Raw genomic sequence first — 17,324 nt, 5'->3', positions numbered from 1 at the left:
TTAGACGTTGCCCAGATCGCGGGCGAGCAGATCGTCTTCGGTTTCGCGGCGGACGATGGCCCGCGGCTCGGCGTCAGCGGAGGTCGCCACGACCGGCGGGCGGGTGAGCATGTTGTAGTTAGAACTCAGTGCATAGCAGTATGCGCCGGTGGCGGGGACGGCCAGCACGTCGCCGGCTTTCAAGTCTTCCGGCAAATACACGTAGCGAACCACGATGTCACCGGATTCGCAGTGTTTGCCCACCACTCGGGAGAGCACCTGGTCGCCTTCGGGCGCGCGGTTGGCCAGCACCGCCGTGTAGTCAGCCTCGTAGAGCACCGGACGCGCGTTGTCGCTCATACCGCCGTCCACCGAGACGTAGCGGCGCACGCGGGTGTCGCCGTGTTCGTCCTCGATCGAGACGTTCTTGATGGTGCCCACCGTGTAGAGGGTGATACCCGAGGGACCCGCGATCGAACGGCCGGGTTCGAAGGAAAGGTGCGGGATGGCCATACCGAGATCAGCACAGGTCTTGGAGACGGAGTCAGCCAGCTCAGTTGCGACATCCCGCGCCGCACGGGGCTTCTCACCCTCCACGTATCCGATACCGTAACCGCCACCGAGGTCGATCTCGGGGAGGGTCACGTTAAACCGATGATTGATCTCGTTGAGATATCCCAGCACCTTCTTCGCGGCCTGTGAGAACCCCTCGGCCTCGAAGATCTGCGAACCGATATGGCAGTGGAAACCGCGCAGATCGATGTGGTCGGCCGCCAGGGCCAATGCCACCGAAACGGTCGCATAGGCATCATCGGTCCGCAGCCCCATCGATTCCAGTTCATCGGCGTGAAAACCGGCCAGCTGTGCGGTACCGGGCACCAGCGACTGACCGAACTTTTGATCCTCATGCGCGGTGGCGATGAAGTCGTGGGTGGAGGCGTGAACGCCGGGAGTCAGGCGGAGCATGACCGGCGCGGTCACACCCATGTCGGCTGCCACGCGCGCGATCAAACGAACCTCGTCTGCCGAATCGGCCACGATGCGCCCCACGTTGTTCTCCAGGGCGCGCCGCAACTCTGCCTCAGACTTGTTATTGCCATGAAGAGCAATGCGCTCCCCCGGCATACCAGCCCGCAGTCCCACCGCCAGCTCTCCGCCAGAGGCGGTATCGAGATTGAGACCTTCGTCCTTTGCCCACGCAGCCACAGCGGTACACAGGAACGACTTGCCGGCATAATAGACCGACACCTCAGCGCCGTGGTGAGCAAAAGCCTCCGTAAAGGCCTCACGGAAGCCACGGGCCCGGGCGCGAAAGACCGACTCCGAAAACACGTAGGCGGGCGTGCCAAATTGCTCGCGCAAGGCAGAGACCGGCGTACCGTCGACCGTGAGCTCGCCGGTCTCGTCGCGCTGGAAACTCGACTCCCAGATGGTGAGGTCCAGCGCGGCGGGGTCGCTGGGGTACGTCAGCCAGTCAGGTTTGAACAGTGCTGCGGCAGAACCCATTTACATTTTCTCCGGTGCGTTGACGCCCAGCAGGTTCAGGCCGTTGGCCAGCACCGTGCGGGCGGCGTTGTTGAGCTGCAGGCGGGTGCGGTGCAGATCGGTAACCTCTTCATCACCCATGGGTGCCACACGCGAGTTGCCATACCAGCTGTGGTAGGCGCTCGCCAGAGATTCCAGGTAGCGGGCGATGCGGTGCGGTTCGCGGAAGGTTGCGGCTTCCTTGACGGCGTTGGGGTACTGCGCCAGCGCCGAGAGCAGTTCGTTGTCGGAGGCGGTGTTGAGCAAGGAGTGATCAACGCTCGAGGTGTCCACCCCGGCGGCCTCAGCGTTGCGCGCCACGTTGCAGGTACGCGCGTGGGCGTACTGCACGTAGAAGACCGGGTTGTCGTTGGACTGCTTGGTCAGCAGATCGAGATCGATATCGATGTTCGAATCCACCGAGTAGCGGGTCAGGGTGTAGCGCGCGGCGTCCACACCCACGGCGTCAACCAGGTCTTCGAGGATCACGACAGTGCCTGCGCGCTTCGACATACGCACGGGCTTGCCGTCCTTCACCAGGTTGACCATCTGACCGATCATCACCTCAACGCGATCGGGATCGTCGCCCACAGCAGCAGCCGCGGCCTTCAGGCGAGCCACGTAACCGTGGTGATCGGCGCCGAGCATGTAGATGCAGATGTCTGCAGGGTTGGTGGGTCGGTTGATCTTGTCTTGGAAGTACGCGATGTCGCCGGCGATGTAGGCGGCATTGCCGTCGGACTTGATCACCACGCGGTCTTTGTCGTCACCGAAATCGGTGGACTTCAGCCACCAGGCGCCGTCCTTGAAGTACAGGTTCTCGTTGCTCTTCAGGCGCTCAAGCATCTCTTCGACCTTGCCGCCCTCGAACAACGAGTTCTCGTGGAAGTAGACGTCGAAGTCGACCTTGAAGTCGTGCAGGGACTTCTTGATGTCGGAGAACATGAAGTCGACGCCGGCGGCACGGAAGGCCTCCTGCGGGTCGTCGGATTCCAGGGCCTGCGGGTTGGCTTCGAGCACGCGGTTGGCGATGTCGGTGATGTATTCGCCGCCGTAGCCGTCTTCGGGTGCGGGCTCGCCCTTGGCGCGGGCCAGCAAGGAGCGGGCGAAACGGTCGATCTGCCCACCGTGGTCGTTGAAGTAGTACTCGCGCACCACGTTTGCGCCCTCTGCCTCGAGGACGCGCGCCAGCGAGTCACCCACGGCGGCCCAGCGGGTGCCACCCAGGTGAATGGGGCCGGTGGGGTTCGCCGAGACGAATTCGAGGTTGATGGTCTTGCCAGCAAGCTCGTCGTTGGTGCCGAAAGCAGAGCCCGCCTCAACGATGGTCTGCGCCAGCTCTCCGGCCGCACCGGCGTCCAGGGTGATGTTGAGGAAGCCGGGGCCTGCAACGTCTACCTTAGCCACACCCGAGACTGCACCGATCTTCTCGGCGAGCAACTGGGCTACTTCGCGGGGGTTCTTGCCGACCTTCTTTGAAATCTGCAGAGCAACGTTGGTGGCCCAGTCACCGTGGTCTCGGTTCTTCGGTCGCTCGACGCGCACGGCGGGGAGCTCGGCTCCCTCGGCGAGGGTCAGTTCACCAGCGTCGATGGAGGTAGAAAGGGCAGTTTCGATTGCTTCTGAGAGTTCTTCGGGAGTCATAACATAAAGTTTACTCACATCGGCGCTCGCGTCACATATTGGGACTAAATTGTGGGCAATGGCAACCCCGCCAGAGGTAGCTGTGGAATCTGCTATAGTTGATGAGTCGTTTCAGTCGTGGTTTTCACGTGCGCAACGCATGCCTCTGTAGCTCAGTGGATTAGAGCACCAGTTTCCGGTACTGGGGGTCGAAGGTTCGAATCCTTTCAGGGGCACTTTTTTGTTTAACTTCATTCTTCGTTCTGACTAGGATGAAGCTATGAAAGCTCCCCAGTCAGGTTTTTATACCCGCAACCACACCGACTCGCATTCCTACGATTTCTACCCCGCCGAGGGCGAGCGTGCTCCCCTGCTGATCTATGTGCACGGTGGTGCTTGGCGGTTTGGTGACAAATCTGCTCTGCTGTCTTCCGAGAACGGAGTGCACCGCCTGCGCGAGGTCTTCGCCGAAGCTGGTTTCGCGTGTGCGTCTATTAACTACCGCCTGTCTGACGAGGCGCAGTTTCCTTCCCAGATTCATGACGTAAAAGCCGCCATACGGCACTTCCGCAAACATGCCGAGGTCTTGGGTGTCGATCCGAATCGGATTATTGTGGCTGGCGGCTCCGCCGGTGCCCACCTCACGATGCTGGCAGCCGCCACCGGGAACCTTGGCGATGAATATTACGACGGCCCGGGCGCAGATGTCTCGGCTGAGGTTGCAGCCGCGATCTGCATCTATGGCGTCTCTGACCTGCGCACCATTTTCGAAGACCGCCCGCTGTGCGGTTTTCCCGAGGAACACCCCGATGACGATGGCGCCGAGTGGCGCCTGCTGGGTAGCACCTACCCCGCGCCGGCTGGATCGGACGCAGAACTGAACTGGAGCAAAGCTCAGCCGATCGACCTACTCAACCGGGCCGAGGCGTCCGGTCTTCACCGCTGCGCACCGATCGCCTTCGTGCACGGGGTGGCCGATTCGTGCGTGCCCTCGGTGCAATCGGCCCGCGCGTATGAGGCTCTGCGCGACCGGGGTATTCCCACCATGATTGAACTGGTGGACGAGGCGGATCACGCGGATTTGCGCGTGTACGCCGACCCGATCCTGGAAAAAGTTTTGGCCTGGGTGCACGAGCTCTAACCCCCAGTTATCGGGGATTTGCACCCGAATTTAGAGTTATAACGGGCACAAATCCCCGATGTGCCCACCAACGCACCGCACGCTTGTAAGCTAGGCTATACCCATGAATCTCGCCTGGCCCATCACCACACCCGAGCTATCGGTCGACGAGATCACGCTCGTCCCCTGGACTACAGCCCGCGGCATCTACAACGTGGTCGCAGATCTCACCGCCACCAGCCGCGATCCGCGCATGATCGAATTCACCGGTGTCCCCGACGAATACACCGAGCAGATGGCCGAGGAATTCCTCGACGACTCCACTTCGGTGCGATGGGCCATCGTGCTGGGCAAGCGCTATTGCGGCAATATCGAACTGCGCCTTCTCAACGAAGCCAGTCGCAGCATCGACGTCGGATACAGTGTCTCCCCCTGGGCCCGAACGAAGAACGTAGCCCCGCGAGCGCTACGGCTAGTCACCGAACACGCCTTTAGCCAGAACGTTTTTCGTATTGAATTGCGCGCCGCCACCGTCAACACCGCTTCGCGAAGGGTCGCCGATAAGGCCGGCTTTGTGTTCGAGGGTGTGGCCCGCGGTGCCGAACACCTCCGGGGCAATATCTACGACCTGGCGGTCTACTCCCGGTTGGTGACCGATTAGCTAGACTAAAGAGACTATGTCTCAGGAAAAGTCTCAGCACTCCGCACCCAATCTCAGCGCCCTGGCCGCCGCTATGCACGCAGCCCCGACCCGCTCGTCCTCCCCTAAGCAAAGCGAGGATGACGCACGCCAGGGCAAGGGCGGTGGCACCGCCCCAGGGCAGGACGCCCGCGGCGGTTCTGACCGCCCCAATAAGGGTGCCCGCGGTAGCAAGGGACGATCCCGAAACAACCGGGGCAAGCGCAACGGTCAGAACCAGCGGCAGCCCAAACCTTACGCGCCGCTAATCCCCGAGAACATCCCCTACCCCCAGCACCTGCCGGTCACCGAACGTCGTGAAGACATCATCGCGGCCATCCGCGACAACCAGGTGGTCATCATCGCCGGCGAGACGGGCTCGGGTAAGACCACCCAGATCCCCAAGATGTGCCTAGAGCTGGGCCTGGGTGAGAAGGGCCTGATCGGCCACACCCAGCCGCGGCGTCTGGCGGCTCGCTCGGTGGCCGAACGCATCGCCGAAGAGCTGGGCCAACCCATCGGGCAGACGGTGGGATATCAGGTGCGCTTCACCTCCGAGGTCGGCGAAAACTCTGCGATCAAGCTGATGACCGACGGCATCCTGTTGGCAGAAATTCAGGGTGACCCGCTGCTGCGTAAATACTCGACGATCATCATTGACGAGGCCCACGAGCGCAGCCTCAACATCGACTTCATCTTGGGGTACCTCAAACGGATCATGGGGCAGCGGCCGGATCTGAAGATCATCATCACCTCGGCGACGATCGATCCCGAGCGCTTCGCGCGTCACTTCTCCCCCAGCTTCGTGCCCGGCGTCGGGATCGTCGATGAATCGCTGAGCGCCGAAGAGAAAGAGATCGCCGAAGCCACCGTCCCCGATGACGCCCCGCCCATCATCGAGGTCTCCGGACGCACCTACCCGGTGGAGATCCGGTACCGCCCGCTCACGGACGAGGGCGAGGTTGACGACGAGGAAGGCACCGACGACGGCCTGGCCGACGAAGACCGCGACCCCATCGAGGGCATTCTCGACGCGATCCGCGAGCTGGCCGCGGAGGAACCCGGAGACATCCTGATCTTCTTCTCCGGCGAGCGCGAGATCCGTGACGCGAAAGACTCCATCGAGGACATGCTGCGCGCCACCAATCGCATGCCCAACTACGAGGTCTTGCCGCTCTTCGGTCGCCTCTCCATGCAGGAGCAGACGCAGGTTTTCCGTCCCGGCAAGCGTCCTCGCATTGTGCTCGCCACCAACGTCGCCGAGACCTCTCTGACAGTTCCCGGCATCAAGTACGTCATCGATACCGGTACCGCGCGCATCTCCCGGTATTCGACCCGCACCAAGGTGCAGCGCCTGCCGATCGAACGCATCTCGCAGGCCAGCGCCAATCAGCGCTCGGGACGATGCGGCCGCGTCTCCGACGGCATCGCCATCCGCCTCTATTCGGAAGAAGACTTCGCCTCTCGTCCGGAATTCACCGACCCCGAGATTCTACGCACCAACTTGGCCGCGGTGATTCTACAAATGACCTCGATCGGCGTGGTGAAGAACGCTCAGGACATTGAGAAGTTCCCCTTCGTACAACCGCCGGAGACGCGCGCCATCAACGACGGCGTGAACCTGCTACGCGAGCTGGGAGCGATCGCCACCCCGGGTGCGTCCTCGCGCACGCAACGATCTGGACGCGGGCGCGGGCGTCATGCCGACTCGCCGCTGACCGCGGTGGGCCGGTCAATGGCCGCCCTGCCCGTGGACCCGCGCCTGGGCCGCATGATCGTGGAGGCGAACAAGCGCAACTGCGCCAAAGAGATGATGGTTCTTGCAGCGGCTCTGACCGTTCAAGACCCGCGCGAGCGCCCCGCCGAACACCGCGGGGAGGCCGATGCCCTGCACGCCAGATTCAAAGACGAGAAATCGGATTTTTCGTCGTACCTCCTGTTGTGGAACTTCATTAACGAGAAGCAGGCGGAGCTTTCCTCGAGCCAGTTCCGTAAATTGTGCCACCGCGAGTACATCAACTTCCTGCGCGTGCGCGAATGGCAAGATCTCTTCGCCCAGTTGCGAGAGATGGCGGGCAACGCCCACATCAAGGTCTCCGGCGGCCGCGACATCGATCCCGCCGGCAATGAAGAAGCGATCCACAAGTCGCTCCTTTCCGGCCTGCTTTCCCATATTGGCCTCAAAGACGAACGCAACCGTCACGAGTACCAGGGTGCCCGCGGTACCCGGTTCCAGATCTTCCCCGGTTCGGGGCTGTTCAAGAAAAATCCCGAATGGATCGTCTCGGCCGAGCTGGTGGAGACCTCCCGCCTCTGGGCACGGGTCAACGCGGAGGTCGCCCCCGAGTGGATCGAGGAGGTCGGCGCACACCTGGTGAAGAGGCAGTATGCCGAACCGCACTGGTCTTCGGCGCAGGGGTCGGTGATGGCCCACGAGAAGGTCACCCTCTTCGGCGTGCCCGTGATCGCCGACCGCCGCGTGCACTATTGGCGGATCGACCCGGTTGCCTCCCGCGAGATGTTTATCCGTTCGGCCCTAGTCGAGGGTGACTGGAAGACCCGCCACAAGTTCTTCGCCCGCAACCAGCGTGCCCTGGCCGAAGTGGAGGAGTTGGAGGCCCGCCTGCGCCGCCGCGATCTACGCGTGGACGATCAGACCCTCTTCGACTTCTACGACGCCCGCCTGCCCGAGAACATCTACTCCGAGCGGCACTTCGACAAGTGGTGGAAGGAGGAACGCACCCGCAACGAGCACCTGCTCGACTTCAACCCCGAGAACCTCATCGACGAAGAGGCTGGCGACTTCGACGAGTCGCAGTTCCCCCGCACCTGGACGGTACAGACAGAAAATGGTCAGCTGAGCCTGGACCTGCGCTACGAGTTCGCGCCCTCGGTGCAGATCGGTGGCGTGCGCTCATCGCAGGCTCAGACCGACGGCATCGCCGTTCAGGTGCCGATCCTGTTCCTCAACCAACTCGATCAGCAGCAGTTCCAGTGGATGATCCCCGGCCAGCGCCAGGAGCTGGTGACCGCGTTGATCAAGTCGATGCCCAAAGCGGTCCGCAAAAACTTCGTGCCCGCCCCGGACGTCGCCCGCGAGGCCACCGCGCAACTCAACGAGAACTTCTCCCCGGCGGAGGAGTCGATCACCGAGGCGCTCGCGTTGACGCTGCGCCGATTGCGCGGACACGTGGTTGACCCGGCGGTGTTCAATTGGGAGGCTGTACCCGACCACCTGCGCTTTACCTTCCAGGTGCGCGACGCGAAGAACAAGATCCTCGGTGAGGGCAAGGACCTCGAGGAACTCAAGGCGAAGCTCGCCCCGCAGATCCGCTCGGCGCTGGCGGCTTCCCTGGGCGCCTCCCCCGACACCCTGGCGGCGATGGGTCGCATGGCCGGCGGTAAGGGAGCCGCACAGGGCAAGGCCAGTACGCAGGACGCCCGCGGCGGCTCCTCCGGTCAGGGCAAGAAGGGCGCGGGGCAAGGTGCTACCGGGCAGAGTGCCGCCCACGGCGTCCGCGAAGTGTCCGGGCTGACGGCCTGGCCCGAGCGGGACCTGCCGCGCAAAATCGAGCGAGTCATCGCCACCCAGACCGTGGCCGGTTACCCGGCGCTGGTCGACGAAGGTAAGACGGTCGCGGTGCGCATCTTCCCCTCGTCGGAGGAGGCCGAGCAAGCACAACGTGGCGGCGTGATCCGCCTGCTTCAGTTGCAGGTGCCTTCTCCCCTGCGCTACGTCAGCGACCACCTGTCGAATCGCGAGAAGATCGTGTTCACGCAGAATCCGCACGGTTCCATTGACGAGCTGATCCGGGATTGCACGGTGGCCGCGCTCGACAAGCTGACCCCGGCGTCCGCGCCGTTTACCCGCGCCGAGTACGAGAAGCTCTTCAATGCGGTACGCGCTGACCTCATTGAGACGGTCTTCGAGGTGACCAAGCTGGTGGCAGATGTGCTTTCGGAGGCGGCAAAGGTCGCCAAGCTGATCAAGAAGTCGACCTCGCTCTCCGTCATCCACGCCATGTCGGACATGAAGTCGCAGCTGGATCACCTGGTCTACCCCGGTTTTGTGGCCCAGACCGGTTTTGCGCAATTGCGTCACCTACCCCGCTATCTGAAAGCCATGCATACCCGCATCGAGAAGCTGGGGCCGAACGTCAACCGCGATAACCAACTCATGCTGACCGTGCAGGGACTGGAAGATGACTACGACGAGGCGGTCAAGTCATTGCCGGGCAAGGCACAACCGACCCCGGCGCTGGCGAACGTAGAGTGGATGATCCAGGAGCTACGCGTGAGCTTTTTCGCTCAGGAACTCGGCACAGCCTACACGGTCTCGGAGAAGAGGATCCGCAAGGCTCTTCGTGAGGCACGAGAAGCAGCTAAGACAAGCTGACATCGCCGATAAATTCCTGGCATGTAAAGCGTGCTTGACATACAGCTGGAACCATCAGCAAAGTGAGCTTTACATCAGAATGTAAAGCTCACTTTACGTTAGGAACCATCGTGAAAAACAATGTCGAAAGAAGCCGCTGGGGTCGATCCAAGTTTGGTGGCAGCCCGATCGCCCTCCTTGCGCTCAGCTTGGGATTAAGCGCACTCATAACACTCGTCCTTTCTGGAACCATCGCGGCCAGCACAGATTATGAACTGCCATGGTGGGCGATCCCGCTCACAGCCCTGCCCTTTATGCCGGTGACCGCGGTTGCAGTTTGGGGGCTTTGCGTCGATCGGTCCACCATGAGCCACGCGTTGAAGAACCCCGAGCAGAGTATCGAAAAAATCTGGTACTCCAAACCTGCAGAGATAACCTTCCACATCATGCTCTTCACCCTGAGTGTAGCCACTACCCTGTTCACGATCTTCGGTTGGAATGCACCCGCAACTACGCTCCTGACCGTGGCCACAGGATTCTGTATGGTGAGCTTTTTGATCAGTTATCAAATCCACAAGCGGAAAGTCGCCTAACGGATGGACAACACCCTTAAAGAGCTCCGCGCGGCTCAGAGACTCTCTCAGCAGAAGCTTGCCGATGAGCTCGGCGTCTCCCGCCAGACCATCATCAGCATAGAAAAGGGACGGTTTGACCCGTCCCTCCCCCTGGCCTTTCAACTGGCCCAGATCTTCGATTGTCGAATCGAGGATATCTTCACCCCCGACCTACGCGAGGATTAACTTTCGGGCACGAACTCCCCGTGGCCGGCCTCGGTCAGTGCCGCGCGGATCTTGGCGGCGGCGTCGTCCAAGTCAGCGGCTGCCGGGTCGCGGTCGACGTTGGCGAAGTTGAAGGTCTCCACGTTATCGGCCGGGAACACGTGCACATGCACGTGCGGAACATCCAACCCGACGATCTCCACGCCGACCTTGGTCGGGTTCCAGACAGCGTCGATAGCCTTGCCGACGGTCTGGGCGACCTCGAAGACGCGGGCCGAGAGCTCGGCGGGCATGTCGATCCAGTGCTCGATCTCCTCGCGCGGGACCACCAGGACGTGCCCCGGGGCCAACGGTTCGATGGTCAGAAAAACCACCACGCGCTCGTCCTTCCAGACGAAACGACCGGGGAACTCACCGTTGATGATCTTGGTGAATACAGTAGCCATGTTGCTCCTTCGTTGCGATGAGTTAGGACAGATCTTCGGCGTCGCCGGTTTCCAGGTGCTGGTACTCGGTGCCGTACTTGGAACCGAAGTTCTTCAGCTGCCCCTCGATAATGGTGTGGCCAGCGTCTGACAGCAGAGCGTTGTGAATCGGGAAGGCCTTGGGCGCGCCAACGGCGATGATGAAATCGATGACCTCCTGAATCTTGTTCCAGGGAGCGTGGATCGGCACCAAGAGGTTTTTGACCTGCAGGCCGTGCGGCACCACGAGCGAGTCACCGGGATGATAGACGCTGTCGTTGACCAGCACACCCACGTTGGGAATGGTCTGCACGAGCGGGTGGATCAGCGCGTGCTGACCACCGAAGGTTTTGAGCGAGAAGCCCTCGACCTCCACCTCTTCTTCACCGGAGAGCACGGTGACCTCGGTATCCGGTGCGACCTTGCGGATCTCATCCGCTACGGGTTGCGGGGCAAATACCTTGATCTGAGGATGCTCGGCGAGATACGGAACAACGGTATCGGCGTCGAAGTGATCGGGGTGGTTATGCGTGACTACCACGTAGTTGGCCGATTCCAGCGCTTCCGCTGATTCCGAGAAGATGCCCGGGTCGAAGACCAGAGCGTGATGATTATTTTCGAGACGAACGCAGGAGTGAGAGTATTTGATCAGTTTCATACTTCTACCCTAGTGCCAGCGCCGGTCAACGCAAGGTTATGAGACGCTGCGAGAAGGTGGATGAGACCGCCCTGCACCGCCGGTGCTATGGTAGGTGCAGTTAAACGAACCCCTGCGCCATACAAGGAGGCCCCAGCGTGTCTACAACTGCCCCTAAAAATGATGGCAAGCCTGAAGTTCGCAACACCAAGCAACGGCGCACTGTCATCGCCACCCTGGAGTCACTCAAAGACTTTATTTCGGCCCAGGAACTTCACCAGCTCATGGGGTCTCGCGGAGAGTCTGTCTCGTTGGCGACGACCTACCGCATTCTGCAGTCTCTTGCCGATGCCGGCGAGGTGGACGTCTTGAAGACCGCCGAGGGTGAAGCGATCTACCGGCAATGCCTGGTGGAACACCACCACCATCACCTTTTGTGTCGCTCCTGCGGAGCCGCGGTAGAACTCGACGTGCCCGACCTCGAGGAATGGGCTCAGAAAGTCGGAGAGCAACATTCCTTCGCGCAGATCGAGCACGTCATTGAAGTAACCGGCATCTGTAGCGACTGCCAGCGCAAACTTAGATAGCGGACGAGGCGGGGCGCTTCTCCGGCGCCGCCTCCGCGCCACGCCGCACCCGGCGTCCCGAAGCGCTGTGGCGGCGGCGTACCGCACCGACCACCTTGCACACCAGGTAAATCATGAACGAAATGGTGGTTACGTAGGGGCTGATCGGCAGGGATCCCGCCAGGGCCAATAGAATGCCACCCACGATCGACAATTCAGCGAATACGATCGAGAGCACCAAAGACTTCACCGGTGAAGCGGTCACCTGCAACGCCGCGGCTGCCGGGGTGATCAAAAGCGCCAGCACCAGCAGGGAGCCGACCACCTGCACGGACAGGGCCACGGCGATACCCAAGACCACCATAAAAGCCAGCGACAGCCCGCGCATCGGTACACCCTTGGCGCGAGCCACCTCGGGGTCGAGGGAGGCGAAGGTCAAGGGGCGCCACATCGCGACCAACGCTGCGATGATGATGACCCCGCCGATGAACATATTGCCCACCTGAGACTCATCCACCGAAACGATCTGGCCGGTGAGCAACGAGAACTTGTTCGCGGAGCGTCCCTCGTTCATCGACAAAAAGAGAATGCCCAAGCCAAGACCGAAAGGCATCAGGGCGCCGATCACCGAATTAGATTCGTGGTTCTTGACCCCCAACAAACCGATGAGCACCGCCGAGACAATCGAACCCACCAGCGAACCGGTGATCACGTTGTGGCCTAAGAGCAAGAAGAGCGCCGCACCGGCAAAAGACATTTCTGCCACGCCGTGCACCGCGAAGGCGTGGTCGCGCATCATGATGAACACGCCCACGAAACCACCGATGACGCCCAGGATGGCCCCGGCGATAATCGACTGATAAAGCAGGTGAAGGAGTTCCCCGTAGCGGTCGAAGACAAAGACCTTGTCGAAGAACTCGGCGGCTGTCAACGCTAACATGCCCTGGTGTAGCACTAGATGTTCTCCTCATGGCAGTGGGAATGGGTGAGGTCTCCCCCGTCCAGCGGGGCGGGCGCGTTCTCGTCTCCGCCGACCACCACGTAACGACCGTTGGTCTTGATCACGGAAACAGGCGTTTGGTAGAGCTCACTGAGCACCTCAGACCGCATGACCTCGTCCACGGTACCCACGGTGAAGCGGCCATTGGCAAGGTACAGTACGCGATCGACGTGGTCGATGATGGGATTGATTTCGTGGGTCACGAAGATGACGGTCGCCTCGTGATCCTGGTGGTAGCGATGAATCAGCTCGGATACACCGTATTGATGGTGCAGGTCCAAGGAAAGCAACGCTTCGTCGGCCAAGAGAATCCGGGGATCATTGGCCAGGGATTGCGCGATGCGTAACCGTTGCTGCTCACCGCCCGAGAGCAGGCCCACCGGCACCTTGGCATAGTCGGACGCGCCCACCGCCTCCAAGAGTTCATCCACCTTGGCTCGATGGTGGCGCCGGTTCCACCGGATGCCCCAGCGGTGGCCGTCTAAGCCAAGGCCCACGAGGTCGCGGGCTCGCAACGGAGTGTTGGTTCCCAGCGCACGTTGCTGCGGGATGTATCCCACCCCCGGGTTGCCGGCTCGCGCCGGCCCTCCGAGCACCTGAATCGTACCCGTCGAGAGACCCAGTTGTCCCAGGATGACCTTGAGGAAGGTCGACTTGCCAGAACCGTTGGGGCCGAGCACAGCAAAGTACTCCCCCTGTTGGATATCGAGGTTGAGATCGCTCCAGAGGGTGCGTTCACCAAAAGAGAGTCCACCCCCGGAGATCGAGATCGCGGCGGGGGTGGAGGCGGTAACGGATGACGTCATGGATACTAGGCTACTGCCTTCTTGACGTTCTCCACATTCTCTGTCATCCACTGCACATAGTTCTTGCCTTCGGGCAGGGTCTCAGTGAACGACGCGGTGGCCACCTTGTTCTGCTTCGCGGTCTGCAACAGTTCGTCGGTCTGCTTAGTGGTGGTCTGTTCGTTGTAACCGAAGAACTTCACGTCACCGTGTTGCAGTTCTTGTTTTGTTTCCTGCATGGTCAGCGGGGCGATATCAGATTCGCTTTCTACCGCTTCAGCCAAGTCGGAGGGAGTTGCGTTTTCGAACCCAGCGGTTTCCAGCAGGTAGTTGGGAACAGGTTCGGGAGAGATAAATTGCTTGCCGCCGCCGTTGATCGCTTCAGTGTCGTGGGTCAGTTGATCCATCTTCTGGCCGAAGTCCTCTGCAGACTTTTGGTATTTATCCTTGTTCTGAGCGTCGACCTCACCCAGGTCGTGTGCCACCTCTTCAGCCACCTTCTTCATACCCTCGGTGCTGTACCACACGTGTTCGTTGAGCGATCCGTGGTCGTGGCCGGCGTGATCATGGTCTGTTTCGTGGGAGTGTTCGGAACCGTGATCACCGTGATCGTGTGCACCGGAAAGTTCTGAGATTTCCTCATCGCTGAGCAAGCCCGAAGCCTTGACTGCAGAGATTACCTTCTGGTCTTTGTTGTCTACTCCGGCCATATCTTCGAGGAACTTGTCGTACCCGCCACCGTTGAGTACCACCAGGTTGGCGTCTTTGACCTTCAGACGGTCAGCAGCCGAGGCCTCGTAGGAGTGGGGATCCTGCGAAGTGGAGTTGATGATCGGGGTGACCTCTACGCTATCGCCACCGATCTGCTTGACCACGTCTGCATAGACATCGGTGGTAGTCACCACCTTAATGACTCCGTTCTTACCCGCCTGGTCCGAGGAGGCGTTGGTATCTTCCCCATTCGAACAACCTGCCAGAGCCAAAACACCGATAGAGAGCGCGGCGACGGCGCGCAGAGATTTATGCATGACAAACTCCCAACATGAAACTGCAAACGATTCTCACTAAAGATACTGCCATTGTAAGCCTTAAGGCAAAAAGAAGTCTTCCTGTTAATCGGCGACGACGCCGCCCGGTCGAAACCAGACGACGTCGTCGCACCTCAGCTGGGTTGTGGATACCGCGTTAGGACGCGCTGGCCGTCCTCACCGAAGCCGCCTCCCGGCGTCGAACCTGCTCCTGGGTGGTGTCTTTGATCTCACCGACCAACTGCTCCAAGATGTCCTCCAAGAACAGCACACCCACCGAGGATCCGTCTGCGGCAACGATGTGCGAAATATGCGTGCGGTTGCGCTGCATGATAGCCAACGCATCATCGATATCCATCTCGGGTCGCACGATCGACATCTGGCGCAACTTGCTCCACGGAATAGGTCGCTCGAGACGTTCACCGCTGAAGCTCAGCGCGTCCTTGACGTGCAGATAACCCATGTAGGTGCCATCGCGGGCGTCCTCCACCACGAATCGCGAGTAACCGGTTTTGGCCACGAGCCGCTCTAGCTCCAGTGGGGTGCAAGGGAAGCTCAGCGTCTGCAGAGCGTCACGGGGCACCATGATCTCCTCAGCGTTTTTCTCCGAGAACTCCAACGCTCCCGAAAGCACACCGGAACCGTCGTCCACCGTACCTTCGGCCGTCGATTCCGCAACCACTGACTGCAATTCGTCGATGGTGAAGGTCGAAGAAACCTCAGATTTGGGTTCGATGTTGATCAAGCGCAAAGTATGATCGGCCAGCCAGTTCAGCGCATAGACGATCGGTTTGAGCACCCGCGAGATGAGCACCAGCGGAGGCGCAATCCAAAGAGCGATGCCCTGCCCCACCAGCGACACGGTGGCATTCTTCGGAACCATCTCGCCGAAGATCACGTGCAGATAGGTTACCAGCACTAATGCGAACAAGAAGGCCGCGATATCTGCCACTGCCATCGGAACGCCCAGGTGCTCCATCGGCCCAGCCATGAGGTGATGCAGAGCCGGTTCCGAGACGTTGAGGATCAACAGCGAACACACGGTAATACCCAGCTGGCAGGTGGCCAACATGAGCGAGACGTGCTCCATCGCGTACAGGGTTGTCTTGGCCCGCTTGTTCCCTGCATCAGCCAGAGGCTCGATCTGGGAACGACGCGTGGACATGATGGCAAATTCGCCGGCGACGAAGAATGCGTTGCCCAAGAGGAGGACAACAAGTAATGAAATTGCTACCCAATCGTTCATGCTCGGTACGAACCTGCCTTCTCGATAGCGACCTCTAACTCAGAGGGGTTGGGTATAAACCGAATGCGATCAACGCGGCGAGACTCCATGGCCTCCACCCGAAGGCGCCCGGCCTCGATCGGCACGACGTCGCCGACTTCTGGCACACGGCCAAGACGGTCCATCATAAACCCGCCCATCGTCTCGTAGGGAGCGTTTTCCTCTTCGTCGATGACGTCGATGGACTCGTTGATCTCGTCGGGGCGCAACAGCCCGGAGAAGACCCAGTCGCCGGTACCGAGCATCAGCGGACGCTCCTCGACCCCGGCCAACTCGTGTTCATCGGACACTTCACCGACGATTTCTTCGACGAGGTCCTCCAGCGTGGTCATGCCCGCGGTGCCACCGTATTCGTCGAGGACGATGGCCAGCTGCAGATTACCTTCGCGCAATTGCATGAGCAGGGCGTCCAGGTGAACCGTTTCTGGCACCTGCATGACGTCCTCCATGAGCATGCCGGCCTCCAGGGTGGCGCGGCGGTCCACCGGAACACTGATGGCCTTCTTAATGTGTACGGCACCGACCACGTTATCTTGATCCTCGCGGTACAGCGGGAAGCGTGAATAACCGGTAGCGCGCGCAACCTCGATCACCTCGGTCACCGGTACGGTGTCTTCCAACATGATGACTTTGCGACGAGGCGTCATGACGTCCGCCGCGGTGAGTTCACTGAACGAGAGAGTCTTATCGACGAAACGCGCAGTATCTGAATCAAGGGTGCCCTGTTCGGCCGAGCGTCGCACCATGGACGACAACTCCTCGGGAGAGCGCGCGCCGGAAAGCTCTTCTTTGGCCTCCATTCCAAAAAGATGGAGGATCTTGTTGGCCGAACCGTTCATAATCTTCACCACCGGCCCCATGACTTTAGTAAAGAGCAATTGGTAGGGGGCCAAGGTTCGTGCGACCCGATACGACTCCGCGATAGCCCAGTTCTTGGGGATGAGCTCACCGAGGATCATCGAGAGGAGAGTCGCGATGCCCATAGCGAGCACGAGGGTGAGCACGGAGGCCAGTCTTTCTGGCAATCCCCAACTGGAGACCGTGCCCACTGCGATATCTTGAATCGCATAGTCCAGGGTGTAACCGGTCAACAAGGTGGTAATCGTGATGCCGATCTGGCAACTGGAAAGCTGGGTCGAGAGCGACTTCAGGCACGCAAGTACCTTCTCACCCCGTTGATCCCCGTTGTTGATCTCATTCTGAACGCTGGACTGGTCTAATGCCACCAGTGAGAACTCCACGGCCACGAAGAACCCCGTGCCGAGAATGAGTATGATGCCGGCGAGCAATAACAGCCATTCCACTAGGCCGTCACCGTCCACTCGGCCATTGACAAACTAGGGGGTATGAAAAGGTAACTTTGATGGTCATCCATAGCTAGAACCTTACCAAAATTGGCCCACTCAGCCCCCGAGACATCTCTGCCCGAGAACCGGCAAAAATCTCGCCCTCCGTGAAATCCAGTTTGCCGCTTAGCCGA

15 protein-coding genes and 1 tRNA gene are annotated in these 17,324 nt (G+C 60.5%); 7 read left to right on the top strand and 9 right to left on the bottom strand.

The features are described from left to right. Both VVR12_RS00925 and argS read right to left on the bottom strand, forming a co-directional pair. Complete coding sequence (locus VVR12_RS00925; protein WP_368549242.1) at positions 1–1,485, bottom strand: diaminopimelate decarboxylase; 1,485 nt, start codon at positions 1,483–1,485, stop codon at positions 1–3. After that, on the bottom strand, positions 1,486–3,147 hold the full coding sequence (gene argS / locus VVR12_RS00920; protein ID WP_368549241.1) for an arginine--tRNA ligase: 1,662 nt from the start codon (positions 3,145–3,147) through the stop codon (positions 1,486–1,488). Between the two features lie 141 nt (positions 3,148–3,288). Between argS and VVR12_RS00915 the strand changes: the two genes are divergently transcribed. From VVR12_RS00915 to VVR12_RS00890, 6 genes are all read left to right on the top strand, one after another. Next, positions 3,289–3,362, top strand: a tRNA-Arg gene (locus VVR12_RS00915). Positions 3,363–3,406: 44 nt separating this feature from the next. Then, positions 3,407–4,267 carry an alpha/beta hydrolase fold domain-containing protein gene (locus VVR12_RS00910; protein ID WP_368549240.1) on the top strand — a complete coding sequence of 287 codons (861 nt, stop codon included), beginning with the start codon at positions 3,407–3,409 and terminating at the stop codon, positions 4,265–4,267. 103 nt (positions 4,268–4,370) lie between these two features. After that, positions 4,371–4,907, top strand: coding sequence for a GNAT family N-acetyltransferase (locus VVR12_RS00905; protein WP_368549239.1), 537 nt, complete (start codon positions 4,371–4,373; stop codon positions 4,905–4,907). A gap of 16 nt (positions 4,908–4,923) precedes the next feature. Then, positions 4,924–9,321 (top strand): ATP-dependent RNA helicase HrpA, encoded by a 4,398-nt coding sequence (hrpA, locus tag VVR12_RS00900; RefSeq protein ID WP_368549238.1) that lies wholly within the window; start codon positions 4,924–4,926, stop codon positions 9,319–9,321. 110 nt (positions 9,322–9,431) lie between these two features. Continuing rightward, on the top strand, positions 9,432–9,893 hold the full coding sequence (locus VVR12_RS00895) for a hypothetical protein (protein ID WP_368549237.1): 462 nt from the start codon (positions 9,432–9,434) through the stop codon (positions 9,891–9,893). A 3-nt stretch (positions 9,894–9,896) separates the two neighbouring features. Next, entirely contained in the window at positions 9,897–10,100 is a 204-nt protein-coding gene (locus tag VVR12_RS00890; RefSeq protein ID WP_368549236.1) for a helix-turn-helix transcriptional regulator, read from the top strand. On the opposite strand, the gene VVR12_RS00885 is transcribed toward VVR12_RS00890, so the two are convergent. Together VVR12_RS00885 and VVR12_RS00880 are read right to left on the bottom strand one after the other, a co-directional pair. Next, entirely contained in the window at positions 10,097–10,525 is a 429-nt protein-coding gene (locus VVR12_RS00885; protein ID WP_368549235.1) for an HIT family protein, read from the bottom strand. The two genes, VVR12_RS00890 and VVR12_RS00885, sit on opposite strands and share 4 nt — an antisense overlap. A gap of 22 nt (positions 10,526–10,547) precedes the next feature. Beyond that, complete coding sequence (locus tag VVR12_RS00880) at positions 10,548–11,201, bottom strand: MBL fold metallo-hydrolase (RefSeq protein WP_368549234.1); 654 nt, start codon at positions 11,199–11,201, stop codon at positions 10,548–10,550. Positions 11,202–11,338: 137 nt separating this feature from the next. Between VVR12_RS00880 and VVR12_RS00875 the strand changes: the two genes are divergently transcribed. Then, complete coding sequence (locus VVR12_RS00875; RefSeq protein ID WP_368549233.1) at positions 11,339–11,767, top strand: Fur family transcriptional regulator; 429 nt, start codon at positions 11,339–11,341, stop codon at positions 11,765–11,767. Here VVR12_RS00875 and VVR12_RS00870 read toward each other — a convergent pair. The 5 genes from VVR12_RS00870 to VVR12_RS00850 form a co-directional block, all read right to left on the bottom strand. After that, positions 11,760–12,686 (bottom strand): metal ABC transporter permease, encoded by a 927-nt coding sequence (locus VVR12_RS00870; RefSeq protein ID WP_368549922.1) that lies wholly within the window; start codon positions 12,684–12,686, stop codon positions 11,760–11,762. The two genes, VVR12_RS00875 and VVR12_RS00870, sit on opposite strands and share 8 nt — an antisense overlap. A gap of 14 nt (positions 12,687–12,700) precedes the next feature. After that, positions 12,701–13,552: a metal ABC transporter ATP-binding protein gene (locus VVR12_RS00865; RefSeq protein WP_368549232.1), complete on the bottom strand. Its 852-nt coding sequence runs from the start codon at positions 13,550–13,552 to the stop codon at positions 12,701–12,703. Between the two features lie 5 nt (positions 13,553–13,557). Beyond that, a complete protein-coding gene (locus tag VVR12_RS00860) occupies positions 13,558–14,559 on the bottom strand; it encodes a metal ABC transporter solute-binding protein, Zn/Mn family (RefSeq protein ID WP_368549231.1) in 1,002 nt (333 codons plus the stop codon). 157 nt (positions 14,560–14,716) lie between these two features. Continuing rightward, a complete protein-coding gene (locus tag VVR12_RS00855) occupies positions 14,717–15,805 on the bottom strand; it encodes a hemolysin family protein (protein WP_368549230.1) in 1,089 nt (362 codons plus the stop codon). Continuing rightward, positions 15,802–17,148, bottom strand: a complete 1,347-nt coding sequence (locus tag VVR12_RS00850; RefSeq protein ID WP_368549229.1) for a hemolysin family protein — start codon at positions 17,146–17,148, stop codon at positions 15,802–15,804. The genes VVR12_RS00855 and VVR12_RS00850 overlap by 4 nt, the downstream gene beginning before the upstream one ends. Positions 17,149–17,324 lie beyond the last annotated feature (176 nt).

It is taken from the genome of Rothia sp. LK2588, from assembly GCF_040946465.1.
Taxonomy (GTDB): Bacteria; Actinomycetota; Actinomycetes; order Actinomycetales; family Micrococcaceae; genus Rothia.
Note: the sequence above shows the minus strand (reverse complement) of the source record. Positions and strands in the feature narration are given on the sequence as shown.

What these genes read in the sequence shown, in the direction of transcription:
- VVR12_RS00925 (WP_368549242.1), bottom strand. Translation starts at nt 1,485, where the DNA reads ATGGGTTCTGCCGCAGCACTGTTCAAACCTGACTGGCTGACGTACCCC.
- VVR12_RS00885 (WP_368549235.1), bottom strand. Translation starts at nt 10,525, where the DNA reads ATGGCTACTGTATTCACCAAGATCATCAACGGTGAGTTCCCCGGTCGT.
- VVR12_RS00890 (WP_368549236.1), top strand. Translation starts at nt 9,897, where the DNA reads ATGGACAACACCCTTAAAGAGCTCCGCGCGGCTCAGAGACTCTCTCAG.
- VVR12_RS00855 (WP_368549230.1), bottom strand. Translation starts at nt 15,805, where the DNA reads ATGAACGATTGGGTAGCAATTTCATTACTTGTTGTCCTCCTCTTGGGC.
- VVR12_RS00910 (WP_368549240.1), top strand. Translation starts at nt 3,407, where the DNA reads ATGAAAGCTCCCCAGTCAGGTTTTTATACCCGCAACCACACCGACTCG.
- argS (WP_368549241.1), bottom strand. Translation starts at nt 3,147, where the DNA reads ATGACTCCCGAAGAACTCTCAGAAGCAATCGAAACTGCCCTTTCTACC.
- VVR12_RS00905 (WP_368549239.1), top strand. Translation starts at nt 4,371, where the DNA reads ATGAATCTCGCCTGGCCCATCACCACACCCGAGCTATCGGTCGACGAG.
- VVR12_RS00880 (WP_368549234.1), bottom strand. Translation starts at nt 11,201, where the DNA reads ATGAAACTGATCAAATACTCTCACTCCTGCGTTCGTCTCGAAAATAAT.
- VVR12_RS00860 (WP_368549231.1), bottom strand. Translation starts at nt 14,559, where the DNA reads ATGCATAAATCTCTGCGCGCCGTCGCCGCGCTCTCTATCGGTGTTTTG.
- hrpA (WP_368549238.1), top strand. Translation starts at nt 4,924, where the DNA reads ATGTCTCAGGAAAAGTCTCAGCACTCCGCACCCAATCTCAGCGCCCTG.
- VVR12_RS00870 (WP_368549922.1), bottom strand. Translation starts at nt 12,686, where the DNA reads ATGTTAGCGTTGACAGCCGCCGAGTTCTTCGACAAGGTCTTTGTCTTC.
- VVR12_RS00865 (WP_368549232.1), bottom strand. Translation starts at nt 13,552, where the DNA reads ATGACGTCATCCGTTACCGCCTCCACCCCCGCCGCGATCTCGATCTCC.